We start from the raw sequence: 23,362 nt of genomic DNA, 5'->3' as shown, positions 1-23,362 counted from the left end.
GCCTACGGCGGGTGGGTGGCGGGTCGGAGGGGACGCCCGGTACCCCGTCCTCGGCGCGGGCGGCCCTGGTCCCAGAGGTAAGGCACCCCGGTGTTCGCTCCAGTCCTGCGGGCGGGGCACCGGGCATCCCCTCCGACCACCGTGCGTGCGCGGCCGTCCCGCCGTACCGATGACCGTTACGGCGATGCGGCGGCACCTCTTGGCAAGCACCTGGCCGGGCCGTCCCCAGCAGCTTGGACGCGGGCCGAGCTGGGCTGTGACGGACGGTGCCACCGACCGGCAGACGGCAACGGGGGACGGTCGGAGGGGATGTACCGGGGCCCGCCCGCAGGACCGGAGCAAACACCGGGGCAATCAATCGCTCGTAGCCGCGTCGCCCGCGCCGAGGACGGGTCCCGGTGCGTCCCCTCCGACCCCCGCGGCAACCACGGACCCCGCAACGGCGCCAGCCACCAACGGCGCCGCACCAAGCGACGTACGGCGACCAAAACAGGGGCGCGGGGAACGGCGCGACCAGCCACAACGGCACCCGCAGCCGAGTACGAGACCCGCCAAGGCCCAAGCCCCCCTACGCCCCCCGCAGCAGATCCAGCTCCGTAGCGAGGTTGCGCCGAGCAGTGTGTTCCCAGAGGTCGTACCCGCGAGGGGTGCGGAAGAGGCGCGGGAGGGAGAGGAGCTGGGTCAGGACGGCGGAGCGGCCCGCGGTGAAGTCGGGGTCGGGGACGAACGCGTACTCGGCGCGGACCGCGGCGGCGTAGGCGGCGTACTGGTCGGGGGACCCGGCGAGCACCGCGAGATCCGCGTCGCAGAGCACCTCGCCGTCGGGGTCGTCGGGCGCCGGGTCATGGGTGACGGTGAGCCGCACCAGGCGGGCGACCTCGGCCGTGCGGGCCGCGCCGATGCCCAGCTCGGGCAGTGCCCGCTCGGCGAGAGCCGCGCTGCGCTCCTCGTTCTCGGAGCGGTCCGGGCGGTAGACCGCGTCGTGGAACCAGGCCGCCAACTGGACGGTGGGCAAGTCATCCGCGTGCTCGGCCAGTTCGTCGATGCGCAGCAGGACCGCGGCCAGATGGTCGACGGTGTGGTAGCGGCGCTGCGGTTCGCGCCAGCGGGACAGGAGGTTGTCCGCGTACGGGGCCGGGTCGGGGGCCGTGGGGTTCTTGGTGCCGCGGGCCGCGGTGACGGTGTCGGCCCAGCGCTGCCGCAGCTCCGGCGCCGGGTCGGTGGTGTCTGCCGTACGGGGCACGGGGTTCATGCCAGCCATTGTGCCTCGCACCCGGCGAAATCCGGGGCGGAGGGTGAGGCCCGGTCAGGTTTGCGGACGGCCGCGGCGAGTGCAGAAGGGGGCGGCGGTCGTCCCGGGGGCCAAAGACGGTCGGCGGGTGGTCGCGCGGGTGGGGGCGGGTAAGGCGTATGGGCGGATTACGGGCGTGCCGGTGAGGGGCTGGTGTCCGGAGGGCCGGGTGGCCCGTACTCTGGGATATTGGACTAGACCTGTTATGGGGTCCGTCCGTCCCGTCATGTCGTCAGCGAAGGATTGGGTCATATGAGCAAGCGCGCGCTGCTGGAGGTGATCGCGCTCGGCCCGCAGGACGCGGTCGCCGCCGAGGCCGGCGGGGCCGATCGGCTGGAGCTGGTGACGGACATGGCGGCCGACGGGCTCACCCCGCCCCGGGCCACGTTCGCGGCGATCCGGGCGGCCGTCGGCCTTCCGCTGCGGGTGATGCTGCGGGCCACCGACGGCTTCGCGGCGGGCGATGTGGCGGCGCTGTGCGAGGAGGCCGCGGCCCTGCGGGCGGAGGGTGCCGAGGAGTTCGTCCTCGGATTCCTCACGCCGGACGAGCGGCCGGATCTGGCGGCGGTGACGGCGCTGGCCGAGGTGATCGACGGCTGCCGGTGGACCTTCCACCGGGCCATCGACCGGGCCGCCGACCGGGACGCGCTGCGCCAGGAGCTGGCCGGGGCGGCCGGAGCCGCCGGGCTCGACACCTTTCTGACCGCCGGGTCCGCGCAGGGCGTCGACCGGGGGCTGCCGACGCTGCTCGCCGAGCAGGCGCGTACGGCGGCGGGCGAGCCCGGCTACGCGCCGCGGATCCTGGTAGGCGGCGGCCTCGGGCTCGGCCATCTGCCGGCGTTGCGGGCGGCCGGTCTCGACGCGTTCCACATCGGGGGCGCGGCCCGCCCCGCCGGCTGGTCGGCCCCGGTGGAGGCGGCGGCGGTACGGGAGTGGCGGGAGGCGCTGGATCTGCCCGTCGCCCAGCGGGTCTGAGGGATCCGAGGCGGCTGAGGCGGCCGGGGTAGCCGAGGCGGCCGAGGTAGCCGGGACAGCCGGGACAGCCGAGGATTCGCCGGGCTGAGAGCGTCGCGCACCCGACGACGCTGAGAGGCGCGGCCCCCTAGGGAAGAGGGCCCATCGGGCCCACCGCGCCCCCACCCGGCCCGCTTCCTCAACTCCCTTTGGCGTGGCACTGTTTGACGAGTGTCACGGTGGGGGGACCAGGGGGAGGGTGACACGGCATGACGGGTATGGGAGTCAAGCCGCTCGGTGGTGACGACCCGCGGCGGCTCGGCGGCTACCGGATGCTGGGACGGCTCGGCTCCGGGGGTATGGGGCGGATCTATCTGGCGCGGTCCGCGGTCGACGGCTCGCTGGCCGCGGTCAAGACGCTGCTCGCCGAGGGCGTCGTCAGCGATACCGACCGGCGGCGGTTCGCCCGCGAGGTGACGCTGGCCCGGCGGATCGACAGCGCCTATACGGCCCGGGTGCGCGACGCCGATCCGGACGCCGAACTGCCCTGGATGGCGATCGAGTACATACCGGCGCCCGCGCTCTCCGAGCTCGTCCGCAGCGCGGGCCGGCTGCCCGGCTCCGCGGTGCGCTGGATCGCGGCGGGTACCGCGCAGGCGCTGGTGATCCTGCATGACGAGGGCATCGTCCACCGGGACGTCAAACCCCAGAACATCCTGCTGCCGCTGGCCGGGCCCCGGCTCATCGACTTCGGCATCTCGCACGCCAACGACATCACGCGGACGACGCTGACGCTGGGCACCGTCGCCTTCACCTCGCCGGAGCAGGCCCGTGCCGAGCAGTCCACCACGGCGTCCGACGTGTACTCACTGGGCGCGACGCTCTTCTATCTGGCCGTCGGCCGCCCGCCGTACCCCGAAACCGACGACACGATCCGGCTGCTGACGCTCGTGCAGCGCGGTGCGCTCGATCTGACGGGGCTGCCCCGGGAGCTGACCCCGCTGATCCGCCCGTGCCTGGCCGCCGATCCGGGCGAGCGGCCCGAACCCGCCGATGTGCTGCGGCAGTTCCTGGAGGAGCTCGACCGGATGCCGACCTCGCGGCGCGGCGAGCGCTGGCTGCCGCCGCGGTGGACCGCCCTGATCGAGAAATACGAGGCGCAGGGGCGGGCCCTGCGCAAGACCACCGGCGCGCAGCCGCCCGCCGCCGACGAGGGGACGCAACAGGTCCCGCCGCCGGGGCCCACCCGCGTCTACACCGAGCAGCGGGCCGCGCACCGGGAGCAGGAGGAGCGGGCGGCGCGGCAGAAGCAGGAGGAGCGGGAGCGCAAGGAGGCGGAGGCGCGCAAGCGGGCGCAGGCGCGGGCGACCGCGCAGGCCGCGGAGAAGCAGCGCCGGGAACGCGCCGAGCGGGAGCGGCAGAAGCGCGCCCAAGAGGCGCTGCGGGAGAAGCGGGCCCGGGCCTCGGCGAACTCGTCCAAGGCCACCGCGTCCGCCTCGTCGAAGACCGGCACGTCCGCCTCGTCGAAGCCCGCCGCCTCCGCCAAGACCGCGCCCACCCCGCAGGCCGCCAACTCCTCGTCCGGCAGTGGCTGTTTCTGGCCGGTGCTCCTGTGCATCGCGTTCGTGGTCTTCATTTGGAAGCCCTGGGAAGCCACGGACACCTCCGGCTCGTCGAGCGGTACGTCCGGCAGCACGGCCGGCAGTACGTCCAGCGGTACGTACTCAAGCGGCGGGGCCGGTTCGCGGCCCACGGCGGGCACGCCCCGTACCCCGAGCCCGGTCGATGCGGCCTTCGCCGCCGTACGGAGCGGGGACTGCCTCGATGCCTACCAGGACGGCTACGGCAACTGGAGCCGCTCGGCGCCGGTGCGGGTCGGCTGCGGGGCCGCCGGTGCGTATCTGCGGGTGCTGCGGGTGACCGGGGCCGGGGGCTGTCCCTCCGGCGGTGGACGGGGTGGCTGGTGGCACGGCGGGACGGGTTCCTCGTCCACCAACCTGTGTGTGGAGCGGCAGTTCCGCAAGGGGCAGTGCTTCCTCGCCAAGGCCCGGGGCGGCCGCCCCGGACCGGCGAACCTGCTCACCGCGTGGAATTGCAGCGCCGACCGGGTGCCCCGGGAGTTCGACTACATCATGCAGGTCACGGCCGTCCTGCGGGCCTCGGCGGGCACCGGCGCCTGCCCGGGGGAGCCGGGCCGCTACCGCTACTCCTGGAATGTCTACGACGGCGCGACGATGATCTGCGCCAAGGTCGCCTGACCGCCTGACCGCCTGACCGCCTGACCGCCTGACCGCCTGACGCCGCCGCGCCTGACGCCGAAAAATCGCGTCAGGCGCCGTGCCCTCGGCGGCCGCCCGCAGAACCCCTCAGCCGTCGGCCAGTTGTTCCGGCAGGGCCGCCGCATGGACCACCGTCAGGCCGGAGACCGCACGGGTCAGGCAGACGTACAGGCGGCGCAGGCCGGTCCGTTCGTCCGGTTCGCCGTCGACGATCGCGGCGGGCTCGTCCAGGACCACGTAGTCGTACTCCAGGCCCTTGGCGAGGGTGGCGGGCACCAGCGTCAGCCGGGCCTCGGCAGAGGTCTCCTCGCCGGGGGCCAGGCAGGTCACGCCCGCCGCCTCCAGGGCCGAGCGCAGCTCCGGGATCCGGGCCTCCGCGGCGATCAGGCCGATCGAGCCCTCCTTCGCGAGGGCGTCGTCGCAGGCCGCGAGGGTGGCGGCGGTCAGGCCGGCCGGGTCGACCGGACGGATCGCGAAGTCGCCCGCCGACTCCCGGATCGAGGTGGCCTCCGTCAGGTCGGGGGCGATGGCGGGGAGCAGCCGGGACGCGTAGGCGATGACCTCGCGCGGCACGCGGAAGCCCTGGGTGAGCTCCTCGACGGCCGAACCGGGCTTGCCCAGGTGGGTCAGCGCCTCCTCCCAGGTGTTGGTCGCCCAGGGAGTGGTGCCCTGGGCGATGTCGCCGAGGATGGTCGCGGAGCCGGTCGTGCAGCGGCGGCCGACCGCGCGGTACTGCATGGGGGAGAGGTCCTGGGCCTCGTCGAGGACCACATGGCCCAGCGACGGGGTGCGCGCGATCAGGTCCGTCGCCTCGTCGATCAACACCGCGTCCGCGGCGGACCACTTGGCGCTCTTCACGCTGCGGGCCGGTTTGTTCCACAGGATCGTCTTCTGCTCCTCCGGGGTCAGAATCCCCTCGGCCTGCTCGGCGAGGAAGTCGGCGTCGCCCAGCAGCCGCAGCACCAGCTTCGCCGGATCGACCGGCGGCCAGACCGCCTTGACCGCGGCCTTCACGGCGGTGTTACGGGCCACCGCGTCCTGCACCCGGTCGTCCGGGGCCTCGCCCGCCTGCTCCATCCGCACCAGCACGGCATGGGCGATCCGCTGCGGCAGGGCGTCCCGGGCCGCGCCGTAGCGGATCTCGCGGTCCCGCAACTCCTGGACGATCTCTTCGAGTTCATAGGCGGGTACCCGCCAGCGGCGGGAGCCGCGGACGACCACACAGGGCTCCTGCGGCGGCGTGATGTGCGAGCGGACCGCCCGCCGCAGCACCTCCGCCATCCGGGCGTCGCCCTTGACGGTCGCGGCGGCCGCCTCGTCCGTACCGCGTACCTCCACATGCCCGACCAGGTCATCGACCGTGGCCTGCTTGACCTCCAGCTCGCCGAGGGCCGGCAGCACCTGCTCGATGTAGTGGAGGAAGGAGCGGTTCGGGCCGATGACGAGGGTGCCGGAGCGGGCCAGCCGCTCGCGGTGCGCGTACAGCAGATAGGCGACACGGTGCAGGCCGACCGCCGTCTTTCCGGTGCCCGGCGCGCCCTGGACGCAGACCGAGCCGCCGATGCCGGCCCGTACGATCTCGTCCTGCTCCGGCTGGATGGTGGCGACGATGTCCCGCATGGGGCCGACGCGCGGCCGCTCGATCTCCGACTGGAGGAGGGCGCTGGTCCGGGCGGCCTCGGCCGGGTCGGTGAGGTGCTCGTCCTCGTAGGCGGTCAACTCGCCGGCCGTGTAACCGAAGCGGCGGCGCAGCTTGAGGTCCATCGGGTCCTTCTTGGAGGCCCGGTAGAACGGCTGGGAGACGGGCGCGCGCCAGTCGATGACCATGGGGTCGCCGTCGGCGTCGTGGACGTGCCGCCGGCCGATGTAGAAGCTTTCTCCGGCGGCGCCTTCGGCGAGGTCGAGGCCCGGCGCGTGGAGATAGTCGAGGCGGCCGAAGAAGAGCGGGGTGTGCGAGAGGTCGGCGAGCGCCTTGATCCGGGCGTCGATCTCGCCCTGGAGAACCTCGGCGTTGACCCAGTTCGCGGTGACATCGGCGATGTTCAGCGCCTCGGCGTCGGCCCGCATCGCGCGCAGGGCGGAGCGGGAGGCCGCGAGGTGGGCCCTTTCGCGCAGGAGCGGGTCGTCGGATGCCGGCTGGGAGCTTTCGGTGCGCGGCTCCGTGGTCGGGTGGGGGGCGTGCGAGGGCACGGCGTTGCCTCCGTGGCGGGTACGTCGGCGGGCGCGCGCCGGTCGAGCGCGGGCGCGGCGGGCCGGTGTCGGTGCACAGCGCGGGTCCTGCGTGTGCGGGTTCAGCGGCGTGAAGCGAAGGGCCGGCCGGTTTCCGACCGGTCGGCGGCACTCCTCGACGGGAGGCAGGCAGACGCGCGATTGTAGTCAGCGGCTCACGGGGGCGCCAACGGATTTACGGCGGGCCGCGGCGGTTTCCGGCGCGACGGCGGGCATCCGTCTCCCGTAGGGGGCGGGGTGGGCCTGAAGACGGACATCCGGCCCACAGGGATGGACCTATGGACCGATGTGCTGCAATCGCGTGAATTCCATCATGGAGTCATGAGCAGCGCAGCGATTCCCCCAGGTCCTGTCCACCCCGTCTCCCTCCACCCGGCCAAGGGCGCCACGGCCCTCGGCGTCGGCCCCGGGCGCGATCCGGCGGACACCCACGAGCACCGCTATGTCGTGGGCAACGCCCTCCGCGCGATCAAGGTCTTCGCCTCGGCCGCCTTCAGCGTCGTCGTCATGGGCGAGTACGCGGACGACTGATGCCGCGGCCCCGCCACATGGAACCGAGCGCGCGCCCCGGCCGCCCTTGTCCGCCCGCGCGGCGCACAATACGGGCAAGAAGCCGCATCACACGCGTGCCGCCCAGGCGCGTACAGATCATGCACACCACACGCGCGATCGGGCGCGCGAAGCCGGCCCCCGCGTCGACATCCGGATGACCGGAAACCGTTACGGACGGTCGGCCTCGATCCACTAGCGTCACCGCGACAGGCGCGCTCAGGGCAACGGGGAGGGGTCAGCGGGTGTCTGCCGTCGAGGGGACATGGACGTGGAGACGCACCTGGGCGCAGAGCACCGCCCATCCCGGCCGGCTGGCGCTCGCCACGGCGCTGCTCCTGGCGTCCTTCGCCGGACTCTGGGTGCTCTACCAGGTCCAGCCGCTGCCGATGTCCGATATAGCGGTCTACCGGGCCGAGGGACAGGCCGCCGCCACCGGCGGTGATCTCTACGGCTTCACGGTCACCAAGTGGGCACTTCCGGCCACCTATCCGCCCTTCGCCGCCCTGCTCTTCATACCGACCACCTGGCTCTCGCTCGGCACGCTCAAGGTCGTCTGCGTGCTCGTCAACGCGGCGCTGCTCGCGCTGCTCATCCACCTCTCCTGCAAGGCCGCCGGCCTGGGCAGGGCCGCCCACACCGCGCCCTTCCTGCTGACCGCCACCGCGCTCGGCCTCTGGCTGGAGCCGGTCTTCCAGACCTTCGTGTTCGGGCAGGTCAACCTCGCGCTGACCTGCCTGGTCCTGTGGGACCTCTCCCGCCCGGACGGCGCCCGCTTCAAGGGGTTCGCCACGGGGATCGCGGCCGGCATCAAGCTCACCCCGGCGCTCTTCGCCGTCTACCTGCTCGTCACCGGCCGGGTGAAGGCCGCCTGCACCGCGCTCGCCGGGTTCCTGTGCTCGGTGCTGGTGGGCTGGCTGGTGCTGCCCGGTGCCAGCATCGAGTTCTGGACCCGGCGGATGTTCGAGACCGGCCGGGTCGGCAAGGTCTGGCTCGTCGACAACCAGTCCCTCCAGGGCCTGATCACCCGAGTGCTGCACCAGCCCGAGCCCGGCCTCCTCTGGGCGGTGCCCGCCCTGCTCGCCGCGGCCGCCGGGCTCTGGGCCGCCCGCCGGGTCTTTCTGCGCCGCGGCCTGGACGGCTGGGGCGTGCTGTGTACGGCCGTCACGGCGCTGCTGGTCTCGCCGATCAGTTGGTCCCACCACTGGGTCTGGTGTGTGCCGCTGCTGATCGCACTCGCCGCTCGCACCCGGCGCAACCCCTGGCGCCGGGCGCTGCTGGCCGCCGTCACCCTCGCCTTCACCGCCCGCACGATGTGGATCGTCCCGCACACCGGCGATCTCGATCTGCGGATCCCCTGGTGGCAGCAGCCGTTCGCGTCCCCGTATCCCCTGCTCGGGCCGGCCCTGCTGGCGGCGGTCTTTTGGTGGACCCGGCGGCCGCCGGTGGCTCCGGGCGGCGGTCTCCCGTCGCCGCGCACCGCACGGGAGCCGGCGGCCGGCCGGTCCCCGGCGGTCTGAGCCCGGCGGCCGTCGGGCTCAGTGGTCGTCGGGCTCAGCGGCCGTCCGGCTCAGACGTCCTCGTCGGCCGCCAGCAGCTCGTCCGCGTCCACGATCCGGTACGCGTAGCCCTGCTCGGCCAGGAAGCGCTGGCGGTGGGCAGCGAAGTCCTGGTCGATGGTGTCGCGCGCGACGACCGAATAGAACCGCGCCTCGTGCCCGTCCGCCTTGGGGCGCAGCACCCGGCCCAGCCGCTGGGCCTCCTCCTGGCGGGAGCCGAAGGTGCCGGACACCTGGATCGCGACCGTCGCCTCCGGGAGGTCGACGGAGAAGTTCGCGACCTTGGAGACCACGAGCACCGAGATCTCGCCCTGCCGGAAGGCTTCGAAGAGCTTCTCGCGCTGGGCGTTGGTGGTCTCGCCCTTGATCACCGGTGCGTCCAGATGCTCGCCCAGCTCGTCCAGCTGGTCGATGTACTGGCCGATGACCAGCGTCTGCTCGCCCTGGTGCCGGCGGACCAGCGCCTCGGTCACGTACTGCTTGCTGGCCGTCGTGGCACAGAAGCGGTACTTCTCCTCGGTCTCGGCCGTGGCGTACGCCAGCCGCTCCGACTCGGTCAGATTGACCCGGACCTCGACACAGTCCGCGGGGGCGATATAGCCCTGGGCCTCGATCTCCTTCCACGGGGCGTCGAACCGCTTGGGCCCGATGAGGGAGAAGACATCCGACTCCCGGCCGTCCTCGCGGACCAGCGTCGCGGTCAGCCCCAGCCGCCGCCGGGCCTGAAGATCGGCGGTGAACTTGAAGACCGGGGCGGGCAGCAGATGCACCTCGTCGTAGACGATCAGGCCCCAGTCGCGGGAGTCGAAGAGCTCCAGATGCGGGTAGACGCCCTTCCGCTTGGTCGTCAGCACCTGGTAGGTGGCGATGGTGACCGGCCGGATCTCCTTCCGCGTCCCGCTGTACTCGCCGATCTCGTCCTCGCTCAGCGAGGTCCGCCGGACCAGCTCGTGCTTCCACTGCCGGGCCGAGACCGTGTTCGTCACGAGGATCAGCGTGGTCGCCTTGGCCTGCGCCATCGCGCCCGCCCCGACCAGCGTCTTGCCCGCACCGCAGGGCAGCACGACCACGCCCGAGCCGCCGTGCCAGAAGCCCTCCACGGCCTGCTGCTGGTACGGCCGCAGCGCCCAGCCGTCCTCGCGCAGCTCGATGGGGTGCGCCTCACCGTCGACGTAACCGGCCAGGTCCTCGGCCGGCCAGCCCAGCTTGAGCAGCGTCTGCTTGATCTGCCCGCGCTCCGACGGGTGCACCACGACCGAGTCCTGATCCAGCCGCGCCCCGACCAGCGGCTGCACCTTCTTCGAACGCAGGATCTCCTCCAGCACCGGACGGTCGGTGCAGGTCAGCACCAGACCGTGCGCGGGGTGCTTGACCAGCGTCAGCCGCCCGTAGCGGGACATCGTCTCGGCGATGTCGACGAGCAGCGCATGCGGCACCGGATACCGGGAGAACTGCACCAGCGCGTCCACGACCTGCTCGGCGTCGTGCCCGGCGGCCCGCGCGTTCCACAGTCCCAGCGGGGTCACCCGGTAGGTATGGATGTGCTCCGGCGCCCGCTCCAGCTCGGCAAAGGGCGCGATGGCCCGCCGGCAGGCGTCCGCCAGCTCGTGGTCCACCTCCAGCAGCAGCGTTTTGTCGCTCTGGACGATGAGGGGTCCGTTCACACGCCTCGCCTTTCGCTTCCGGCCGTCGGCCGCCGGGACCGGCCGCAGCACCGCTCGTTGATCACGACCGCGGACATCGACCGCACATACGGCCAAACGTCCAGTGTGCCGCATCGCCGCGGCGGCCGTCAGCGATGGATGCCGGGCCCTTGTGCGGCGAGGAGGGCCCGCCAGGTGTCGCGGTCGGCGACGCCGGTCACGGGGAGGGCCCGGTCGCGCTGGAAGGTTTCCAGGGAGCGGGTGGTGGAGGGGGTGAAGAGGCCGGTGATGTCGGTGGCGGTGCCGCTGTTGTCGAGCAGGTACTGGAGGGCCACGACCGCCTGCTGCGGGGCGTGCCGCGAATCGATCCGGATGATCAGATGCGACCAGGTCCGCGGGCCGACCTTGCCGTCCGCGAGCAGACCGTGGGCGGCCTGGAACGTCTTCACCGCGGCCGCCGTCCGGGGCCCGAAGTCGCCGTCGGCCTCGACGGCATGACCGTGGGCCCGCAGCAGGTACTGGACGGCACGGGCCTTCCACAGCAGATCGCCCTTGCGGGCCAGCGGCCAGCCGGTGGCCGTAGTGCCCGCCGGGGCGGCCACCGCGGCGACCGGCGGACCGTCCTGGCCGGCGCGGTGGGCGAGCACGCCCCAGCCGAGGCCGATACCGCCGCCGAGGGTGAGCACGCCCAGGAACGCGAGGGCGGCGCGGGCGGCGGCCGTGCGGCGGGGCACGGCGGCCGCCGGGGCCGGAACGGGGGGAGGGGCGGAGACCGGGCCGGGGGGCCGCGGGCCGGCGGACGGGTCCCCGGGGCTCGTGGCCGGGGCATCGGGGCCGTCCGCCGGGGCGGTGCCGGCCGGGCGGGGTGACTTACGGGCCGCGCCGGCCGCGGCGGCCCCGGCCAGCGCGCGGGCCCGGGGAAGGTCGGCGGCCGGTGCGCGCAGCACCGTGTGGAGGAGTTCGACGGTTCTGAGCGGGGCGGTGGAGGGGTGCCGGGGGTTGAGATAGCGGGAGAGGGTCGTCTGGTCGATGCCCAGACGGCCGGCCAGCGACTGCTGGGTGGGCTTCGGCCGGCCGTCCCGCGCCGACAACTCCCACCACGTCCTGAGCAGTTCCGCCAGCGCGCGGACCGCGTCCCGGTCCGGTGCGGTGGGTCCCGTCATGCTTCCCCCGGGGCGTCCGAATGTCCTCAAGCTGTCGCGCTCGGCCACCCACTGCTGCATAAGCGCAGGTCAGCACGGTGCATCGGGGTGCTGCATCGATGCATGAGCCGGAGCCCGGCAGATCGTAGTGAAGTCCCCTGTCGCTGTTGCATCGTTGAGGGGCGCCGCCGGCCGGGCCGCGCACCCTCCGCTCCGTTCCCACCCCTGGCCCAGGGGTGCGCCGGCCTGCGCGAATGCGGAAGCGGAGGGGGTCAACGCACCTGTTCGGCAAGGAAACGAGGGAGCGGGCCATGCCCCTGACATCACCCTTTCGGGGAGGTACGGCCCTTGCCCGTGCCGCGGGCGGGAGCGTGCTCGCCGTCTTGGCGCCTCGCCGCCTCGGCGCCGGCCGGGCCGACGGCAACCACCCTCACCCACCCTCACCTGACAAGGAGTCACTCATGTCCGTACGCACCCTCGCCCCGCGCCTGATCGCCGGGGCCGCCGCGCTCGCCGCCCTCATGGGCACCGCGGCCACCACCTCCGCCACCGCCGCCCCCGGCCGGGCCACGCTGGCGCGGCAGATCCTGGCCACGAAGGGGATCACGCCGGCCACCGGCCACGTCGGCGGCAGCCACGCCGCGTCCACCGCCCGGCAGAACCTCGTCGACACCGCCCACGGCAAGGGCGCGCTCACCAGCCGCTGGAGCGACCGGCCGAATCGCCGGGTCGCCCTGGACACCCGGATGCTCGACGGGATGCTGAAGCTGCGGACCCGGTACGGCTACCGGATCGCGGTCTCCGAGATCGTCGGCGGCGACCACAGCGGCCGCTCCCGCCACTACGCCGGGCTCGCCTTCGACATCAACTACATCAACGGCCGCCACGTCGGCAGCGGCGCCCCGCACCGCGATCTGATGGCCGCCTGCCGGAAGCTCGGCGCCACCGAGGTCCTCGGGCCGGGGAGCGCCGGACACGCCACCCACGTCCACTGCGGCTGGCCCCGCTGACCGCGGCTGCGGCTCGTCTGATCCCCGCCGGTGCCCGGCCGTCCGGAAAGGGCGGCCGGGCACCGGCCCGCCCGCCGCCCGCTCAGACCGAGTCGTCCGCCAGTTCCGCCACGCCGGTGATCCGGTGCAGCGGGTACGTACGGACCTCGTCGGAGGTGTGGTCGTACGCCGTCACGAAGCCGCCCTCGACGCGTACGGGCGCGATGACGCGCTGGCTGGCGGCGCCGTCGGCGTTGACATAGCCGATCCAGAGCGCGGAGTTGGTCAGCACCGCGGCCTGCATCGTGGCGAGGGTCTCGGCGGAGGTGGTGCGGGGGAAGGCGCCGGGGGCCGGGGCGGGGGCCTGGACCGGTTTGCGTTCCGCGGTGGCCGCGAGGTCGCCGGCGCGGATGGCGCGGACCGCCGCCGCGAGCAGGGTGGGGTCGGGGGACGGCGGGCCGTCCGGGACCGGGGCGGGGGCGGTGCGCGGCGGGGTCCGGTAGGAGTCGGCGCGGGCGATCAGGACGTCACCGGCGGCCGACTCGGCGGCCGGGGCGTAGCCCATCGCCCGGAGGCCGTCGAGGAGTTGGTCGGGGGAGCTCTGGGCGGCGAGCACGGTCGGGGCGAGCCGGCGCAGCCGGAGGGGGGCGGCGCGGCGGTCCGCGAGGATCTCGGCGAGCAGCGCGTCGTCGTCACAGCGCACATAGGCGGCGGCCGCGCCGATCCGCAGCTGCCCGTGCTTCCGGGCCACGTCGTCGATGAGATAGGCGAGCGGCTGCGGGACCGGGGTGCGGGAGTGGGCGGCGAGGAACTCCTGGAGCTCGGCGGCGGAGCGGCCGGCGTCCAGGGCGCGGCGTACCGAGCCGGGGGTGAAGCGGTAGACCGTCGCGCCGCCCTTGGACTCGATGTCGGCGAGCACGCCGAGCGCCTCGGCGAGCGGGCGGTGCAGCGGGCCGGGCGCGACCGCGGTCAGGTCCGCCTGGAGGAGCACATGATCGACCGGCTCGGGGAGGAGCGGGGCGAGCAGGTCGGCGGCGCGGGTCGCGGCGGTGGTGGTCTCGGCGGGGGTGGGGGCGGCGCTGTCCGACGGGCTGTCGATCAGGGTGCGGCCGTGGGTGGAGAGGGCGCCGCGTCCGGTCACGCCGAGCAACTCGGCCTCGGTCAGGGTCCATTGGGCGAGCCGTGAGCGGAGGTCGTCGGCGGGGTCGGGGCCGGGCGCGGCGGTGGCGCCGTCGCCGGCCGGCGGCTGGCCCGCGGCCGGTGCGCCGCTGCGCAGCGGCCGCTCCCACCGCAGCCGGGCCAGTACCGCCGACGCCGGGACGGCGGTACCCGGCGGCAGCGCGGCGAGCAGGGCGAGGGCGCGGCGGCGGACCTCGGGGGCGGGAGAGCGGTCGAGGTGCGGACCGAGGGCGGCGAGCGCGCGGCCCTTGGCGTCGGCGCTGCCGACGATCCCGGGGGCGCGGGTCGCGGCGAGCCAGCCGGCCGCCAGCGCCGCCCAGCGCGCGTGGTCGGGCAGCTGGAGCCACTCCTCGGCGGCCGGGGTGGCCGCGAACCGCTCGTCGGCCTCGCCGTCGGAGGCGATCAGCCCGGCCGCGTAGGCGAGTTCGAGCCAGAAGGCGGCGAGCTGCTCGGTGGTGTCCAGGGCGACGGCGGTCCGCTTGAGGTCGCGGACGCTCATCCCGCCGGCGCGCAGGACGGCCGGCCCGCCCAGGTCCCACTCCTTGAGCAGCTCCTCGACGGTCGCGAGCGCGGTGAACGCCTGGCTCGCGGCGGCGTTGTCCACAAGCTGTGGATCACGTTCCGTGGCGGGCGCGAGCGCGGGCGGGACCGGCTCGGGGGTGTGATGGGCGCGGCCGCCCCGCAGATGCAGCGCCGCTTCCCGCGGCAGCACGACATTCCGGGCGCCCGCCGGGATCAGCAGGCCCCGGTCCAGCAGCCATTGCAGATGCGGGGCCGGGCGGTCGGTGACCGCGCCGTAGGGCGGCCCCCACAGCAGCTTGTCGAGCACGGCGACGGACTCGGCGGGCGCGGTGTCCAGCAGCGCCGCCATCCGGGCCCGGTCGGCGAACAGCGTGGTGAGCGCGGCGACCGCGGTGACCGGATCGTGGGTGGTGGGCAGCCCGGCCGCGGCGATGATCTCCTGGAGACGCCCCGGCGACATCCCCGCCATGGCCTCGGCGACGGTCGGGCCCAGGCCGGTCGGCGACGGGTGCGCGGGGCTCGGCGTGAGCAGCTCACGGGCCGTCCGCACCAGCCGAAGCCGGTCGTCCGGGCCCCACACCAGCGCCTGCGCGCGCAGCTCCGCCACCGCCCGGGGCAGCTCGGCGGCGACCGCCGGGTCCCCGGCGTCCCCGCCCATCAGCGCGCCCAGCGTGTCGTACGGGCAGGGGTCGGGCGCCACCGCCAGCGCCTCGGCGGTCTGGAGCACGAACCGGTCGAGCCGCTCCACGGCGCGGACCACCGACGCCCGCGTCCCGGCCCGGGTCGCGAGCTGGGTGACATCGCCCGGCACCGGATTGAGCAGGTCGGGCCGTGCCCGCAGCAGTCCGACGAGCCCGCGGTCGGTGCGGGTCCTGAGCTCCTCGGCGAGGGTGCGGGGTGTACCGGTCATTCGTCCTACGTTAGCGGGGCCGGGGAGGACAGGGGAGCGCGCGGCCGCACGCCGCCGCCCCGGTCCGCCCCGGTCCGTCGGACACCCGCTGCGCCGCCCCCGGGCCGCCTCCGGCCCGGCCGCCGGTCGAAGCGGTACCGTCGGAGCAGCAACCAGCGGACGCCGCAGGGGATTTCGTGGGGATCGAGAGTGATCAGCTCGTCTTTGACTATCTGAGCCGGGTCGGCGACCTGGCCCAGCAGCGGGGGCTGCCCGCCGCCACCAGGATGCGGCTGGTGAGCGGGCTCCGGGCCGAGATCGACGGCGGTCAGGCCGATTCGGTGTCCGGGGTGAAGCGGCTGCTGGCCCGCCTGGGGACGCCGGAGGCGGTGGTCGCGGCGGCGGGGAGCGCGGACGACCGGGTGCCGGGCGCCGCCTGGAGCGGCTCGGCGACGCGGCCGGAGCCGGGAGCCGGTACCGCCGCGGGCGACGGGCCCGCCGTACCTCTCGGCCCGCGGCCCGCCGGGCCGCCCCGGCGGTGGAGCGGCGCCCGCGGCAAACTCACCGGCCTCGCCGCGCGCAGCGGACTCACCGGCAAGGCGGCCGGCGGCGGCGAGGCCCCCACGGGCGGCGCGGTCCCCGCACCGCGCGACGGGGCACCGGACCCCGCGCCGGCCGTCGGCCTGCCCCCGCATCTGGCCGGCGCCGACGAGCTGGGGGACGCCGAGGACGCACCGGACTGGTGGCGGGTCGAGCCGGCGCCGTTCGGGCCGGGGGAGACCGTGCCCGGATTCGTCGGCGGGATCGAGATCCCGGAGATGTGGGACCGGCCCGAGGACGAGCGCCCGCTGTCGCTGACGAAGGACGGCGCGGCCGGGGCCGACGCGGGCGGACAGGCCGCGGACGAGGCCGGAGCGGGGGAGCGCCGGCTGCCCGGGATGCTGCGGCGCGCGCTGGGCCGCCGGCGCGCCGCCCCCGAGCCCCCGGTCGAGGCCGAGGCCGAGGCCGGGGAAGAGGTCGTGGCGGCCCCGGCGCGGGCCCCGCTCAGCCCCGTCCTGACGCTGGCGGTGCTGCTGCTGGTGACCGGTGCGGCCCTGGGGTCGTGGCTCGCGCTGGCGGCCGGCTGGGGGCTCGCCTACGTCTCGCAGCGGCTGACCCGCGCCGAGGCCAAGTTCGCGGCGCTCGGTGTGCCGGGCACGGTCGTCGGCGGCCTGGTGGTGTGGCTGTGGGGCCGGTTCGACGGGCGCTGGGGCGAGCCCCTCGCCCAGGGCCGGCTGGGGGAGGAAATGCTGGCCGGGCTGCCGGTGATGGCGCGGGTGGCGGCCGTCGCCTCGGCGCTGTTCCTGGTGTGGCGGATGCGGCGGATGCCGCGGTGAACGGGCGCGGTGCGCCGGGCCGGACGAACGGTGCGGGGCACCGGGCCGGATGACCGGCGGGGCGCCGCGGGCACAATGGCAGGCATGGCTGCACACACCCTGACGGTCGGCTTCGACCTCGATATGACGCTGATCGACTCCCGCCCCGGCATCAGGGCCGCCTATCACGAGCTGTCCGCCCGGACCGGCACCTTCGTCGACGCCGACCTCGCCGTGAGCCGGCTGGGGCCTCCGCTGGAGGAGGAGATAAGCCGGTGGTTCCCCGAGGAGCGGGTGGCGGAGATCGCCGACCTCTACCGGTCGCTGTATCCGGAGTTCGCGGTCGCGGCGTCGCCCGCTCTGCCCGGCGCCCGGGAGGCGATCGACGCGGTGCACCGGGCGGGCGGCCAGCCGATCGTGGTGACCGCCAAATACGAACCCAACGCCAAGCTGCACCTGGAACACCTCGGGCTCGACGTGGACGCCCTCTTCGGCTCCCTGTGGGCGGCGGGCAAGGCCGAGGCGCTGGACAAGCACCAGGCACAGGTCTACGTCGGCGACCACATCGGTGACGTCGTCGGGGCGCACACCGCCGGCGCGCTGTCCGTCGCGGTCGCCACCGGCCCGTGTGACGCCACGGAACTGCGCGCGGCCGGCGCCGAGGTGGTGCTCGGCGACCTCACGGAGTTTCCGTCCTGGCTGGCGCGCTATGTGGCGGAAGGGGCGGAAGGGGCGGAAGGGGCCGACGGGGACGAAGCCGCCGCCATCTGACGGCGCTGCGCGAGCACGGAACGGATCACTCCGGCCGCCGCCACGAGAAAACCGGCGCCCATCAGCATGCACACGCCGTAGAAGACGGACGGCAGCGGATCGGTTCCCAGGAACAGCGGGGCCACCGTGGCGAGAGTGGCCGCTGCGCCAACTAGGAACATGATCGCGCCGATTCGGACCAGCAGATCCCCGGCAAGGGGCGTTTCATCAGACACCTGACCAGGGTAAGTCCGGGCCAGAAGCACGGAGGATCCACCCGGCGGCGTCTTGTCACCGGCCTTGGGACCATTAGCCTTGGGGTGGCGGGTCCTGCGGCCCGCTGCATTGCTCTCCAGACCTCTTCACCCCGGCCTCACCCGGGCGGAGAGGAAGCCAGCCCGCAGATTCCGCAGTAGACCCGGCCCAGTTATTTTCCAACGAGTACGAGGACGAGGACAGACGTGCCTACCGGCAAGGTCAAGTGGTTCAACAGTGAGAAGGGCTTCGGCTTTCTCTCCCGCGATGACGGCGGTGACGTCTTCGTGCACTCGTCGGTGCTGCCCGACGGCGTAGCCGCACTCAAGCCTGGCCAGCGCGTCGAATTCGGCGTGGTCGCGGGCCAGCGCGGCGACCAGGCGCTGACCGTGACACTGCTCGACCCCGCCCCCTCGGTGGCCGCGGCCCAGCGCCGCAAGCCCGACGAACTCGCCTCGATCGTCCAGGATCTCACCACGCTCCTGGAGAACGTCACCCAGCAGCTCGAACGGGGCCGTTACCCGGACAAGGTGCACGGCGCCAAGATCGCCGGCATGCTGCGCGCCGTCGCCGACCAGCTGGACGTCTGACGCGCCCGGCCGCGGACCGGCGCACCCCGCCCGCACCCGCGGCCGTCCCACCCGGCATCTCTCACACAAAGCTCAGCGCATCGCGGCCGAGGGGCGGAACGAGCCCCTCGGCCGCGGCGCGGGTGAGCAGCCCGCGCACCGCGGCATAGCCGTCCTCGCCGAGGCCGGCGGTGAACTCATTGACGTACAGCCCGATGTGCTGGTCGGCGACCTTCGGGTCCATCTCCTGCGCATGCTCCAGGACGTAGGGCCGGGATGCCTCCGGATCGTCCCAGGCCATCAGCACCGAACTGCGGATCGCCGCCGCGAGATCGCGCAACGTCCGCTCGCCCAGCGACCGCTTGGCGATGATCGCGCCGAGCGGGATCGGCAGCCCGGTGCTGTGCTCCCAGTGCTCGCCCATGTCGGCCAGGCAGAACAGGCCGTAGTTCTGGTACGTGAAGCGCGCCTCGTGAATGACCAGGCCCGCGTCGACCTTGCCGTCGCGCACGGCCGGCATGATCTCGTGGAACGGCAGCACCACGATCTCCCCGACGCCGCCCGGCACCTCGGCCGCCGCCCACAGCCGGAACAGCAGATACGCGGTGGACCGCTCACTGGGCACCGCGACCGTCCTGCCCGCCAGATCCGCCGCCGCGCCCTGCTCCCGGGTCAGCACCAGCGGCCCGCAGCCGCGCCCCAGCGCCCCGCCGCACGGCAGCAGCGCATAGTCCTGGAGCACCCACGGCAGCACCGCGTACGACACCTTCAGCACATCGAACTCACCGCGCTCGGCCATGCCGTTGGTGACGTCGATGTCGGCGAAGGTGACCGCCAGCTCCGGCGCGTCCGGGACGCGGCCGTGCGCCAGCGCGTCGAAGACGAAGGTGTCGTTCGGGCACGGCGAGTACGCGATGCTCAGCGGCCGGGTCACGGGGTCCTCCTCAAGGACGTGGGGGTCCCCCCGGCGCGAGCGACGTCGAGCGTGGGGGAGGTTCCGGAGCCGGTCCGGCGGCGGCCGTGAGGGCTCCGGGAAGCGTACGGAAGGCGCCGGTCAGCGCGGCGAGGGCGTCCCCGATGCGCCAGGCGGCGCGGTCGCGGGGGCCGACGGCATTGGAGACCGCACGGATCTCCAGCACCGCCACCCCGTGGGCGGCGGCCGCCTCGGCGACGCCGAACCCCTCCATCGCCTCGGCCAGCACCCCCGGGTGACGTTCCGCCAGCTCGGCCGCGCGGGCCGCGCTGCCGGTGACCGTCGAGACCGTGACGACGGTGCCGGCCCTCGCGCCGGTCGCCGCCGCGACGGCCTGTACCAGCGCCGGGTCGGGGCGGTGCGCGACCGTCCCGAAGCCGAGTTCGGTGACCGGGGTGAAGCCGTCGGGGGTCTCCGCGCCGAGGTCGGCCGCGACGATCGCGTCCGCGACCACCACCGACCCCAGCGGCGCACCGGACGTCCCGTGCGCGGGGGCGAAGCCGCCGCCGATGCCGGCCGAGACGACCAGGTCGTACGGCTGCCCGGCGAGGGCGGCGGCGGTCAGCGCGGTGGCCGTGCCGGCGGCCGCGGCGGCCGGACCGACGCCGGCGGCCAGTACGTCGAGCGCCACCGGAAGCCCGGCCGCCCGCAACAGCTCCTGCCCGCCGGGCAGCGTCGCCGGCGCGCCGGACCCCGCCGCGGCACACACCGCGTCACGCTCGGCGGCCACCGCCGTGACGACCAGGACCCGCCTCATGCGGCGCTCCTAGTTCTCCTGCTTCAGCGTGAAGTGCCACATCGTCTTGGGGCCCTCGCCCGCGCCCAGCTCGGCGACCTGGAGGGTGACGTCCTTGGAGTACGTGGTCTGGCCGGTCTGCGGGTTCTGCTGCATGAAGAGCGTGTCCGCGTCGAAGCTGCGGTACGTCTGCTTGCTGGGCTCGCGCATGACCGGGCCGGCGCCGATGACGATCCAGCCGGACTTGGCGACCTCCGGGTCGACGCCGACGCGCACCTTCTCACCGGGGTGCACGGTGATCGTCTTGCCGCCCTTCTTGGTCAGGCAGGCCGAGACGTCCTTCTTGGACAGGACCTTGCCGTCACCGTCGCAGCCGGGCGTGGCCTCGGCCGTCACGGTCGACGAACCGACGGTCACGGTCGAGAGCGCGGTCGGCTTCTCGCAGGCGGAGAGGGTGACGAGACCCAGGGACACGGCACCGATGGCGGCAGCGGCACGGCGGCCCTTGCCCCAGGAGATCAACGCAGCGGTCATACGGGCAGGCTATCTGGCGCCTTTGCTCACGCCACGCCCGGGTGCGGCGTGCCGCGCCGCCCGTCGCCGGTCAGGCCACCCGCGCGCTCCGCGTCCCGCCCTGCCGGGCCGCGCTCAGCAGTCCCCGTACGGCCAGCACCACGCCCAGCGCCACCAGCCCCGCGGCCACCGCCATCCCCAGCGTCCCGATCAGCGGCAGCGAGATCCCGATCGCGCCGCCCACCACCCACGACATCTGGAGCGCCGTCTCGGACCGGGCGAACGCGGAGGTACGCACCTCCTCCGGCACATCGCGCTGGATCATCGCGTCCAACGACAGCTTCGCCAGCGCCTGGCACAGCCCCGCGGCCGCCGCCGCGGCGGTCACCACGACCACCGCCACCGCCTGGTAGAACACCGCCGCCAGCACCGTCGCACACAGCGCCAGCCCCAGCATCGCGGCGATGATCCGCTCCGGCCCGCGGGCCTTCAGCCAGGCGCCGACCGCCGTCCCCAGTGCGTTGCCGGTCCCGGCCGCCACCACCACCAGCCCGAGCGAGGCCGCCGGCCCCAGCCCGCCCAGCGGATGCTCCCGCAGCAGGAACGCCAGGAAGAACGTCAGGAAACCGGAGAGCGCCCGCAGACAGGCATTGGCCTGAAGACCGTGCAGCACCGACGGCCCGACCGTGCGCAGTCCGGGCTTCCGCCCGCCGCCCGCCTGCCGCGCCGCGTCCCGGGACGCCAGCCGGGCCCGGCCCTCGCCCTTTGCCGAGTCGACCTTGTGCGGCAGCGAGAACGACAGGACCGTGCCGGCCACGAACACCACACACGCCCCGTACAGCGGCCAGGCCGGCCCGATCAGATGCAGCCCGGCCGCCGCCGGGGCCGCCGCGCCCGTCGCCAGCAGCCCCGCGAGCGTCACCCGGGAATTGGCCTTGACCAGCGAAATCCGCGGGGGCAGCAACCGCGGCACCACCGCGCTGCGGACCACCCCGTACGCCTTCGACGACACCAGCACCCCCAGCGCCGCCGGATACAGCTCCAGCCCCCCGGTGGTGACCGCGCCGGACATCGTCAGCGCCAGCAGGGCCCGCGCCAGCATCGCGCCCGCCATCGCCGCCCGCCGGCCGTGCGGCACCCGGTCCAGCAGCGGTCCGACCACCGGTGCGAGCAGGGCGAACGGCGCCAGCGTGACCGCCAGATACAGCGCGACCCGGCCCCGCGCCTCATCCGTCGGCACCGAGAAGAACACCGTCGAGGCCAGCGCGACGGTGATCAGCATGTCGCCGGCGGAGTTCACCGCATGCAGCTCGATCAGCTTGCCCAGCCCCGACTCCCCGGCGCCGTGCGCATGCGTGGCACGCCGCACCCCGCGCGCCGCTCCGGTGAACGGCCGGTGCAGCGCACGGCCGACGGCCCGGCCCGCCCGGCGGACCCGGCCGCGCCCGTCCCCGCCGCGCGTCGAGGCGCGCGAGACCCGTGACGATTTCCCTGCTGTCCTCGACACCTTCGACACCTTCGACGCCCGTACGGCAGCCATCCGGTCATAGTGCCCCAACTCGCCCAGGAGAGGGCACTTTCTCCCCCCTGCCGCGCGGGGCGTACCGGCCCGCGGCCGCGGCCGTGGACATTTGCCGCTCCCACCGAGGGGTCGTCCACCGTTGAAGGGGTAGCGTGTGTAGCGCGCCACCGGCGGTCGTTCTTGGCCGCGTGCCTCCGCGCGATCCCGCAGAATGGGACGTAAGAGGTGCGCTCGACCGAAACGACCGGGCGCGGACGTCGACGCGGTCCCCAGGTCCGCTCCGCCCGCCCCGGCACCGCCGGTCGTCCGGACAGGACAAGGACAGCTCCGGCTGGCGCACTCGTGAGACGGCGTGGAAGAGAGAATCGATTCTTGTGAGTGCTGCGATGCGAAGCCGTACCCCTGACCGCCTGTGCGCCGAGGCGGTTGACCTTGCCAGGGCGGCGGCGGAGGAAGCCGCACTGCCCGGCATGGTCGGCGAGCACATCGAGGCCGTTGCCGACGGAGACCGCGTCGTCACCCACCTCTTCGCCTGCAACGAGCCCGGTTACCGGGGCTGGCGCTGGGCCGCGACGGTCGCCCGGGCCTCCCGCGCCAAGATCGTCACGCTCGCCGAGGTGGCCCTGCTGCCCGGCCCCGACGCCCTGCTCGCGCCCGAGTGGGTGCCGTGGAGCGAGCGGCTGCGCCCCGGCGACATGGGCCCCGGCGATCTGCTGCCCACCGAGGCCGACGACCTGCGCCTGGAGCCCGGCTTCACCGGCGAGGACATCCCGCCCCCGAACTCCCCGGTCGCCGAGGGCATGGCCGCCGAGGTCGCCGACACCGAGGAGGCGGACGTCGTCCCGGGCTCGCCCGCCGTCCAGCCCGCCCCCGAGCGCGGCAGCATCGCGGCGGTCGCCGAGGAACTGGGCATGCGCCGGGCCCGGGTGCTCTCCCGCTACGGCCTGCACACCGCCGCCGACCGCTGGGAAGAGGCGTACGGCGCCCGCACCCCCATGGCCCAGGCGGCCCCCGCCACCTGCGTGACCTGCGGCTTCCTCACCACGCTGCCCGGCTCCCTGGGCCAGGCGTTCGGCGTCTGCGCCAACGAGTTCTCCCCGGCGGACGGCCGGGTGGTCTCCCTCGCGTACGGGTGCGGGGCGCATTCCGAGGCGGCCGTCATGCCGAAACCGCCGCGGCCGGCCGCGCCGGTTGTGGACGAGACGGTTGTTGAGCCGTTGTCGCTTCGTCCCGAGCGGGATGGTGGGTCCGTCGAGGACACGGGCCCGGCCGAGGAGCTGGGTCACAGCTAAGCGCTGGGGGCTCATTCCCACGTTGTCGGGTGGCGCCGCCGTGCCTGTTTTTTCGCCTGTCGGCGGGGATGGGTGTTTGGGCGGGGGTCGCTCTGCTGGGTGGTGGGTGGCGGGGTCGGTCCTCCGGGGCCTGTGTTGTGGACTGCTTCGCTTTACGTCCACAACACAGGCC

19 protein-coding genes are annotated in these 23,362 nt (G+C 74.3%); 9 read left to right on the top strand and 10 right to left on the bottom strand.

Annotated elements, in window-relative coordinates:
• Positions 1 to 568: 568 nt before the first annotated feature.
• Complete coding sequence (locus tag ACFWJW_RS35790) at positions 569 to 1,252, bottom strand: hypothetical protein (protein ID WP_042147189.1); 684 nt, start codon at positions 1,250 to 1,252, stop codon at positions 569 to 571.
• Positions 1,253 to 1,543: 291 nt separating this feature from the next.
• Between ACFWJW_RS35790 and ACFWJW_RS35785 the strand changes: the two genes are divergently transcribed.
• A complete protein-coding gene (locus tag ACFWJW_RS35785; protein WP_387249092.1) occupies positions 1,544 to 2,266 on the top strand; it encodes a copper homeostasis protein CutC in 723 nt (240 codons plus the stop codon).
• Positions 2,267 to 2,514: 248 nt separating this feature from the next.
• The gene (locus ACFWJW_RS35780) at positions 2,515 to 4,503 is read left to right on the top strand and encodes a serine/threonine-protein kinase (protein ID WP_387249090.1); all 1,989 of its coding nucleotides are present in this window, start codon (positions 2,515 to 2,517) and stop codon (positions 4,501 to 4,503) included.
• 108 nt (positions 4,504 to 4,611) lie between these two features.
• Here ACFWJW_RS35780 and ACFWJW_RS35775 read toward each other — a convergent pair whose 3' ends face one another.
• Entirely contained in the window at positions 4,612 to 6,714 is a 2,103-nt protein-coding gene (locus tag ACFWJW_RS35775) for a HelD family protein (protein ID WP_387249088.1), read from the bottom strand.
• Between the two features lie 360 nt (positions 6,715 to 7,074).
• Between ACFWJW_RS35775 and ACFWJW_RS35770 the strand changes: the two genes are divergently transcribed.
• Together ACFWJW_RS35770 and ACFWJW_RS35765 are read left to right on the top strand one after the other, a co-directional pair.
• Positions 7,075 to 7,284 (top strand): hypothetical protein, encoded by a 210-nt coding sequence (locus ACFWJW_RS35770; protein WP_387249086.1) that lies wholly within the window; start codon positions 7,075 to 7,077, stop codon positions 7,282 to 7,284.
• 263 nt (positions 7,285 to 7,547) lie between these two features.
• On the top strand, positions 7,548 to 8,822 hold the full coding sequence (locus ACFWJW_RS35765; RefSeq protein ID WP_387249084.1) for a glycosyltransferase 87 family protein: 1,275 nt from the start codon (positions 7,548 to 7,550) through the stop codon (positions 8,820 to 8,822).
• Between the two features lie 50 nt (positions 8,823 to 8,872).
• Here ACFWJW_RS35765 and ACFWJW_RS35760 read toward each other — a convergent pair whose 3' ends face one another.
• Together ACFWJW_RS35760 and ACFWJW_RS35755 are read right to left on the bottom strand one after the other, a co-directional pair.
• Entirely contained in the window at positions 8,873 to 10,525 is a 1,653-nt protein-coding gene (locus ACFWJW_RS35760) for a DNA repair helicase XPB (RefSeq protein ID WP_387249082.1), read from the bottom strand.
• A 128-nt stretch (positions 10,526 to 10,653) separates the two neighbouring features.
• The gene (locus ACFWJW_RS35755; RefSeq protein WP_387249080.1) at positions 10,654 to 11,667 is read right to left on the bottom strand and encodes a peptidoglycan-binding protein; all 1,014 of its coding nucleotides are present in this window, start codon (positions 11,665 to 11,667) and stop codon (positions 10,654 to 10,656) included.
• 440 nt (positions 11,668 to 12,107) lie between these two features.
• On the opposite strand from ACFWJW_RS35755, the gene ACFWJW_RS35750 reads away from it, so the two are divergent.
• Complete coding sequence (locus ACFWJW_RS35750; protein WP_387249078.1) at positions 12,108 to 12,656, top strand: hypothetical protein; 549 nt, start codon at positions 12,108 to 12,110, stop codon at positions 12,654 to 12,656.
• Between the two features lie 82 nt (positions 12,657 to 12,738).
• Here ACFWJW_RS35750 and ACFWJW_RS35745 read toward each other — a convergent pair whose 3' ends face one another.
• Complete coding sequence (locus tag ACFWJW_RS35745; RefSeq protein WP_387249076.1) at positions 12,739 to 15,246, bottom strand: helicase-associated domain-containing protein; 2,508 nt, start codon at positions 15,244 to 15,246, stop codon at positions 12,739 to 12,741.
• Positions 15,247 to 15,422: 176 nt separating this feature from the next.
• Here ACFWJW_RS35745 and ACFWJW_RS35740 point away from each other — a divergent pair, with 176 nt between their 5' ends.
• A complete protein-coding gene (locus ACFWJW_RS35740) occupies positions 15,423 to 16,601 on the top strand; it encodes a hypothetical protein (RefSeq protein ID WP_387249074.1) in 1,179 nt (392 codons plus the stop codon).
• An 84-nt stretch (positions 16,602 to 16,685) separates the two neighbouring features.
• Entirely contained in the window at positions 16,686 to 17,351 is a 666-nt protein-coding gene (locus tag ACFWJW_RS35735; RefSeq protein ID WP_387249072.1) for an HAD family hydrolase, read from the top strand.
• Here ACFWJW_RS35735 and ACFWJW_RS35730 read toward each other — a convergent pair.
• The gene (locus ACFWJW_RS35730) at positions 17,288 to 17,512 is read right to left on the bottom strand and encodes a hypothetical protein (RefSeq protein ID WP_387249094.1); all 225 of its coding nucleotides are present in this window, start codon (positions 17,510 to 17,512) and stop codon (positions 17,288 to 17,290) included. The two genes, ACFWJW_RS35735 and ACFWJW_RS35730, sit on opposite strands and share 64 nt — an antisense overlap.
• 279 nt (positions 17,513 to 17,791) lie before the next feature.
• On the opposite strand from ACFWJW_RS35730, the gene ACFWJW_RS35725 reads away from it, so the two are divergent.
• Positions 17,792 to 18,175: a cold-shock protein gene (locus ACFWJW_RS35725; RefSeq protein WP_018089689.1), complete on the top strand. Its 384-nt coding sequence runs from the start codon at positions 17,792 to 17,794 to the stop codon at positions 18,173 to 18,175.
• 61 nt (positions 18,176 to 18,236) lie between these two features.
• On the opposite strand, the gene ACFWJW_RS35720 is transcribed toward ACFWJW_RS35725, so the two are convergent.
• From ACFWJW_RS35720 to ACFWJW_RS35705, 4 genes are all read right to left on the bottom strand, one after another.
• Complete coding sequence (locus tag ACFWJW_RS35720; protein ID WP_387249070.1) at positions 18,237 to 19,088, bottom strand: 1,4-dihydroxy-6-naphthoate synthase; 852 nt, start codon at positions 19,086 to 19,088, stop codon at positions 18,237 to 18,239.
• 10 nt (positions 19,089 to 19,098) lie between these two features.
• Positions 19,099 to 19,884, bottom strand: a complete 786-nt coding sequence (locus tag ACFWJW_RS35715) for a futalosine hydrolase (RefSeq protein ID WP_387249069.1) — start codon at positions 19,882 to 19,884, stop codon at positions 19,099 to 19,101.
• 9 nt (positions 19,885 to 19,893) lie between these two features.
• Positions 19,894 to 20,397 carry a hypothetical protein gene (locus tag ACFWJW_RS35710; protein WP_387249067.1) on the bottom strand — a complete coding sequence of 168 codons (504 nt, stop codon included), beginning with the start codon at positions 20,395 to 20,397 and terminating at the stop codon, positions 19,894 to 19,896.
• Positions 20,398 to 20,467: 70 nt separating this feature from the next.
• On the bottom strand, positions 20,468 to 21,916 hold the full coding sequence (locus ACFWJW_RS35705) for an MFS transporter (protein ID WP_387249065.1): 1,449 nt from the start codon (positions 21,914 to 21,916) through the stop codon (positions 20,468 to 20,470).
• A 368-nt stretch (positions 21,917 to 22,284) separates the two neighbouring features.
• Between ACFWJW_RS35705 and ACFWJW_RS35700 the strand changes: the two genes are divergently transcribed.
• Entirely contained in the window at positions 22,285 to 23,190 is a 906-nt protein-coding gene (locus ACFWJW_RS35700; RefSeq protein ID WP_387249063.1) for a DUF3027 domain-containing protein, read from the top strand.
• Positions 23,191 to 23,362: the final 172 nt, after the last annotated feature.

This window comes from Streptomyces sp. NPDC127097, from assembly GCF_042724075.1.
Taxonomy (GTDB): Bacteria; Actinomycetota; Actinomycetes; order Streptomycetales; family Streptomycetaceae; genus Streptomyces.
Note: the sequence above shows the minus strand (reverse complement) of the source record. Positions and strands in the feature narration are given on the sequence as shown.

What these genes read in the sequence shown, in the direction of transcription:
- ACFWJW_RS35755 (WP_387249080.1), bottom strand. Translation starts at nt 11,667, where the DNA reads ATGACGGGACCCACCGCACCGGACCGGGACGCGGTCCGCGCGCTGGCG.
- ACFWJW_RS35780 (WP_387249090.1), top strand. Translation starts at nt 2,515, where the DNA reads ATGACGGGTATGGGAGTCAAGCCGCTCGGTGGTGACGACCCGCGGCGG.
- ACFWJW_RS35705 (WP_387249065.1), bottom strand. Translation starts at nt 21,916, where the DNA reads ATGGCTGCCGTACGGGCGTCGAAGGTGTCGAAGGTGTCGAGGACAGCA.
- ACFWJW_RS35785 (WP_387249092.1), top strand. Translation starts at nt 1,544, where the DNA reads ATGAGCAAGCGCGCGCTGCTGGAGGTGATCGCGCTCGGCCCGCAGGAC.
- ACFWJW_RS35700 (WP_387249063.1), top strand. Translation starts at nt 22,285, where the DNA reads ATGCGAAGCCGTACCCCTGACCGCCTGTGCGCCGAGGCGGTTGACCTT.
- ACFWJW_RS35715 (WP_387249069.1), bottom strand. Translation starts at nt 19,884, where the DNA reads ATGAGGCGGGTCCTGGTCGTCACGGCGGTGGCCGCCGAGCGTGACGCG.
- ACFWJW_RS35730 (WP_387249094.1), bottom strand. Translation starts at nt 17,512, where the DNA reads ATGTTCCTAGTTGGCGCAGCGGCCACTCTCGCCACGGTGGCCCCGCTG.
- ACFWJW_RS35710 (WP_387249067.1), bottom strand. Translation starts at nt 20,397, where the DNA reads ATGACCGCTGCGTTGATCTCCTGGGGCAAGGGCCGCCGTGCCGCTGCC.
- ACFWJW_RS35745 (WP_387249076.1), bottom strand. Translation starts at nt 15,246, where the DNA reads ATGACCGGTACACCCCGCACCCTCGCCGAGGAGCTCAGGACCCGCACC.
- ACFWJW_RS35770 (WP_387249086.1), top strand. Translation starts at nt 7,075, where the DNA reads ATGAGCAGCGCAGCGATTCCCCCAGGTCCTGTCCACCCCGTCTCCCTC.
- ACFWJW_RS35790 (WP_042147189.1), bottom strand. Translation starts at nt 1,252, where the DNA reads ATGAACCCCGTGCCCCGTACGGCAGACACCACCGACCCGGCGCCGGAG.
- ACFWJW_RS35750 (WP_387249078.1), top strand. Translation starts at nt 12,108, where the DNA reads ATGTCCGTACGCACCCTCGCCCCGCGCCTGATCGCCGGGGCCGCCGCG.
- ACFWJW_RS35735 (WP_387249072.1), top strand. Translation starts at nt 16,686, where the DNA reads ATGGCTGCACACACCCTGACGGTCGGCTTCGACCTCGATATGACGCTG.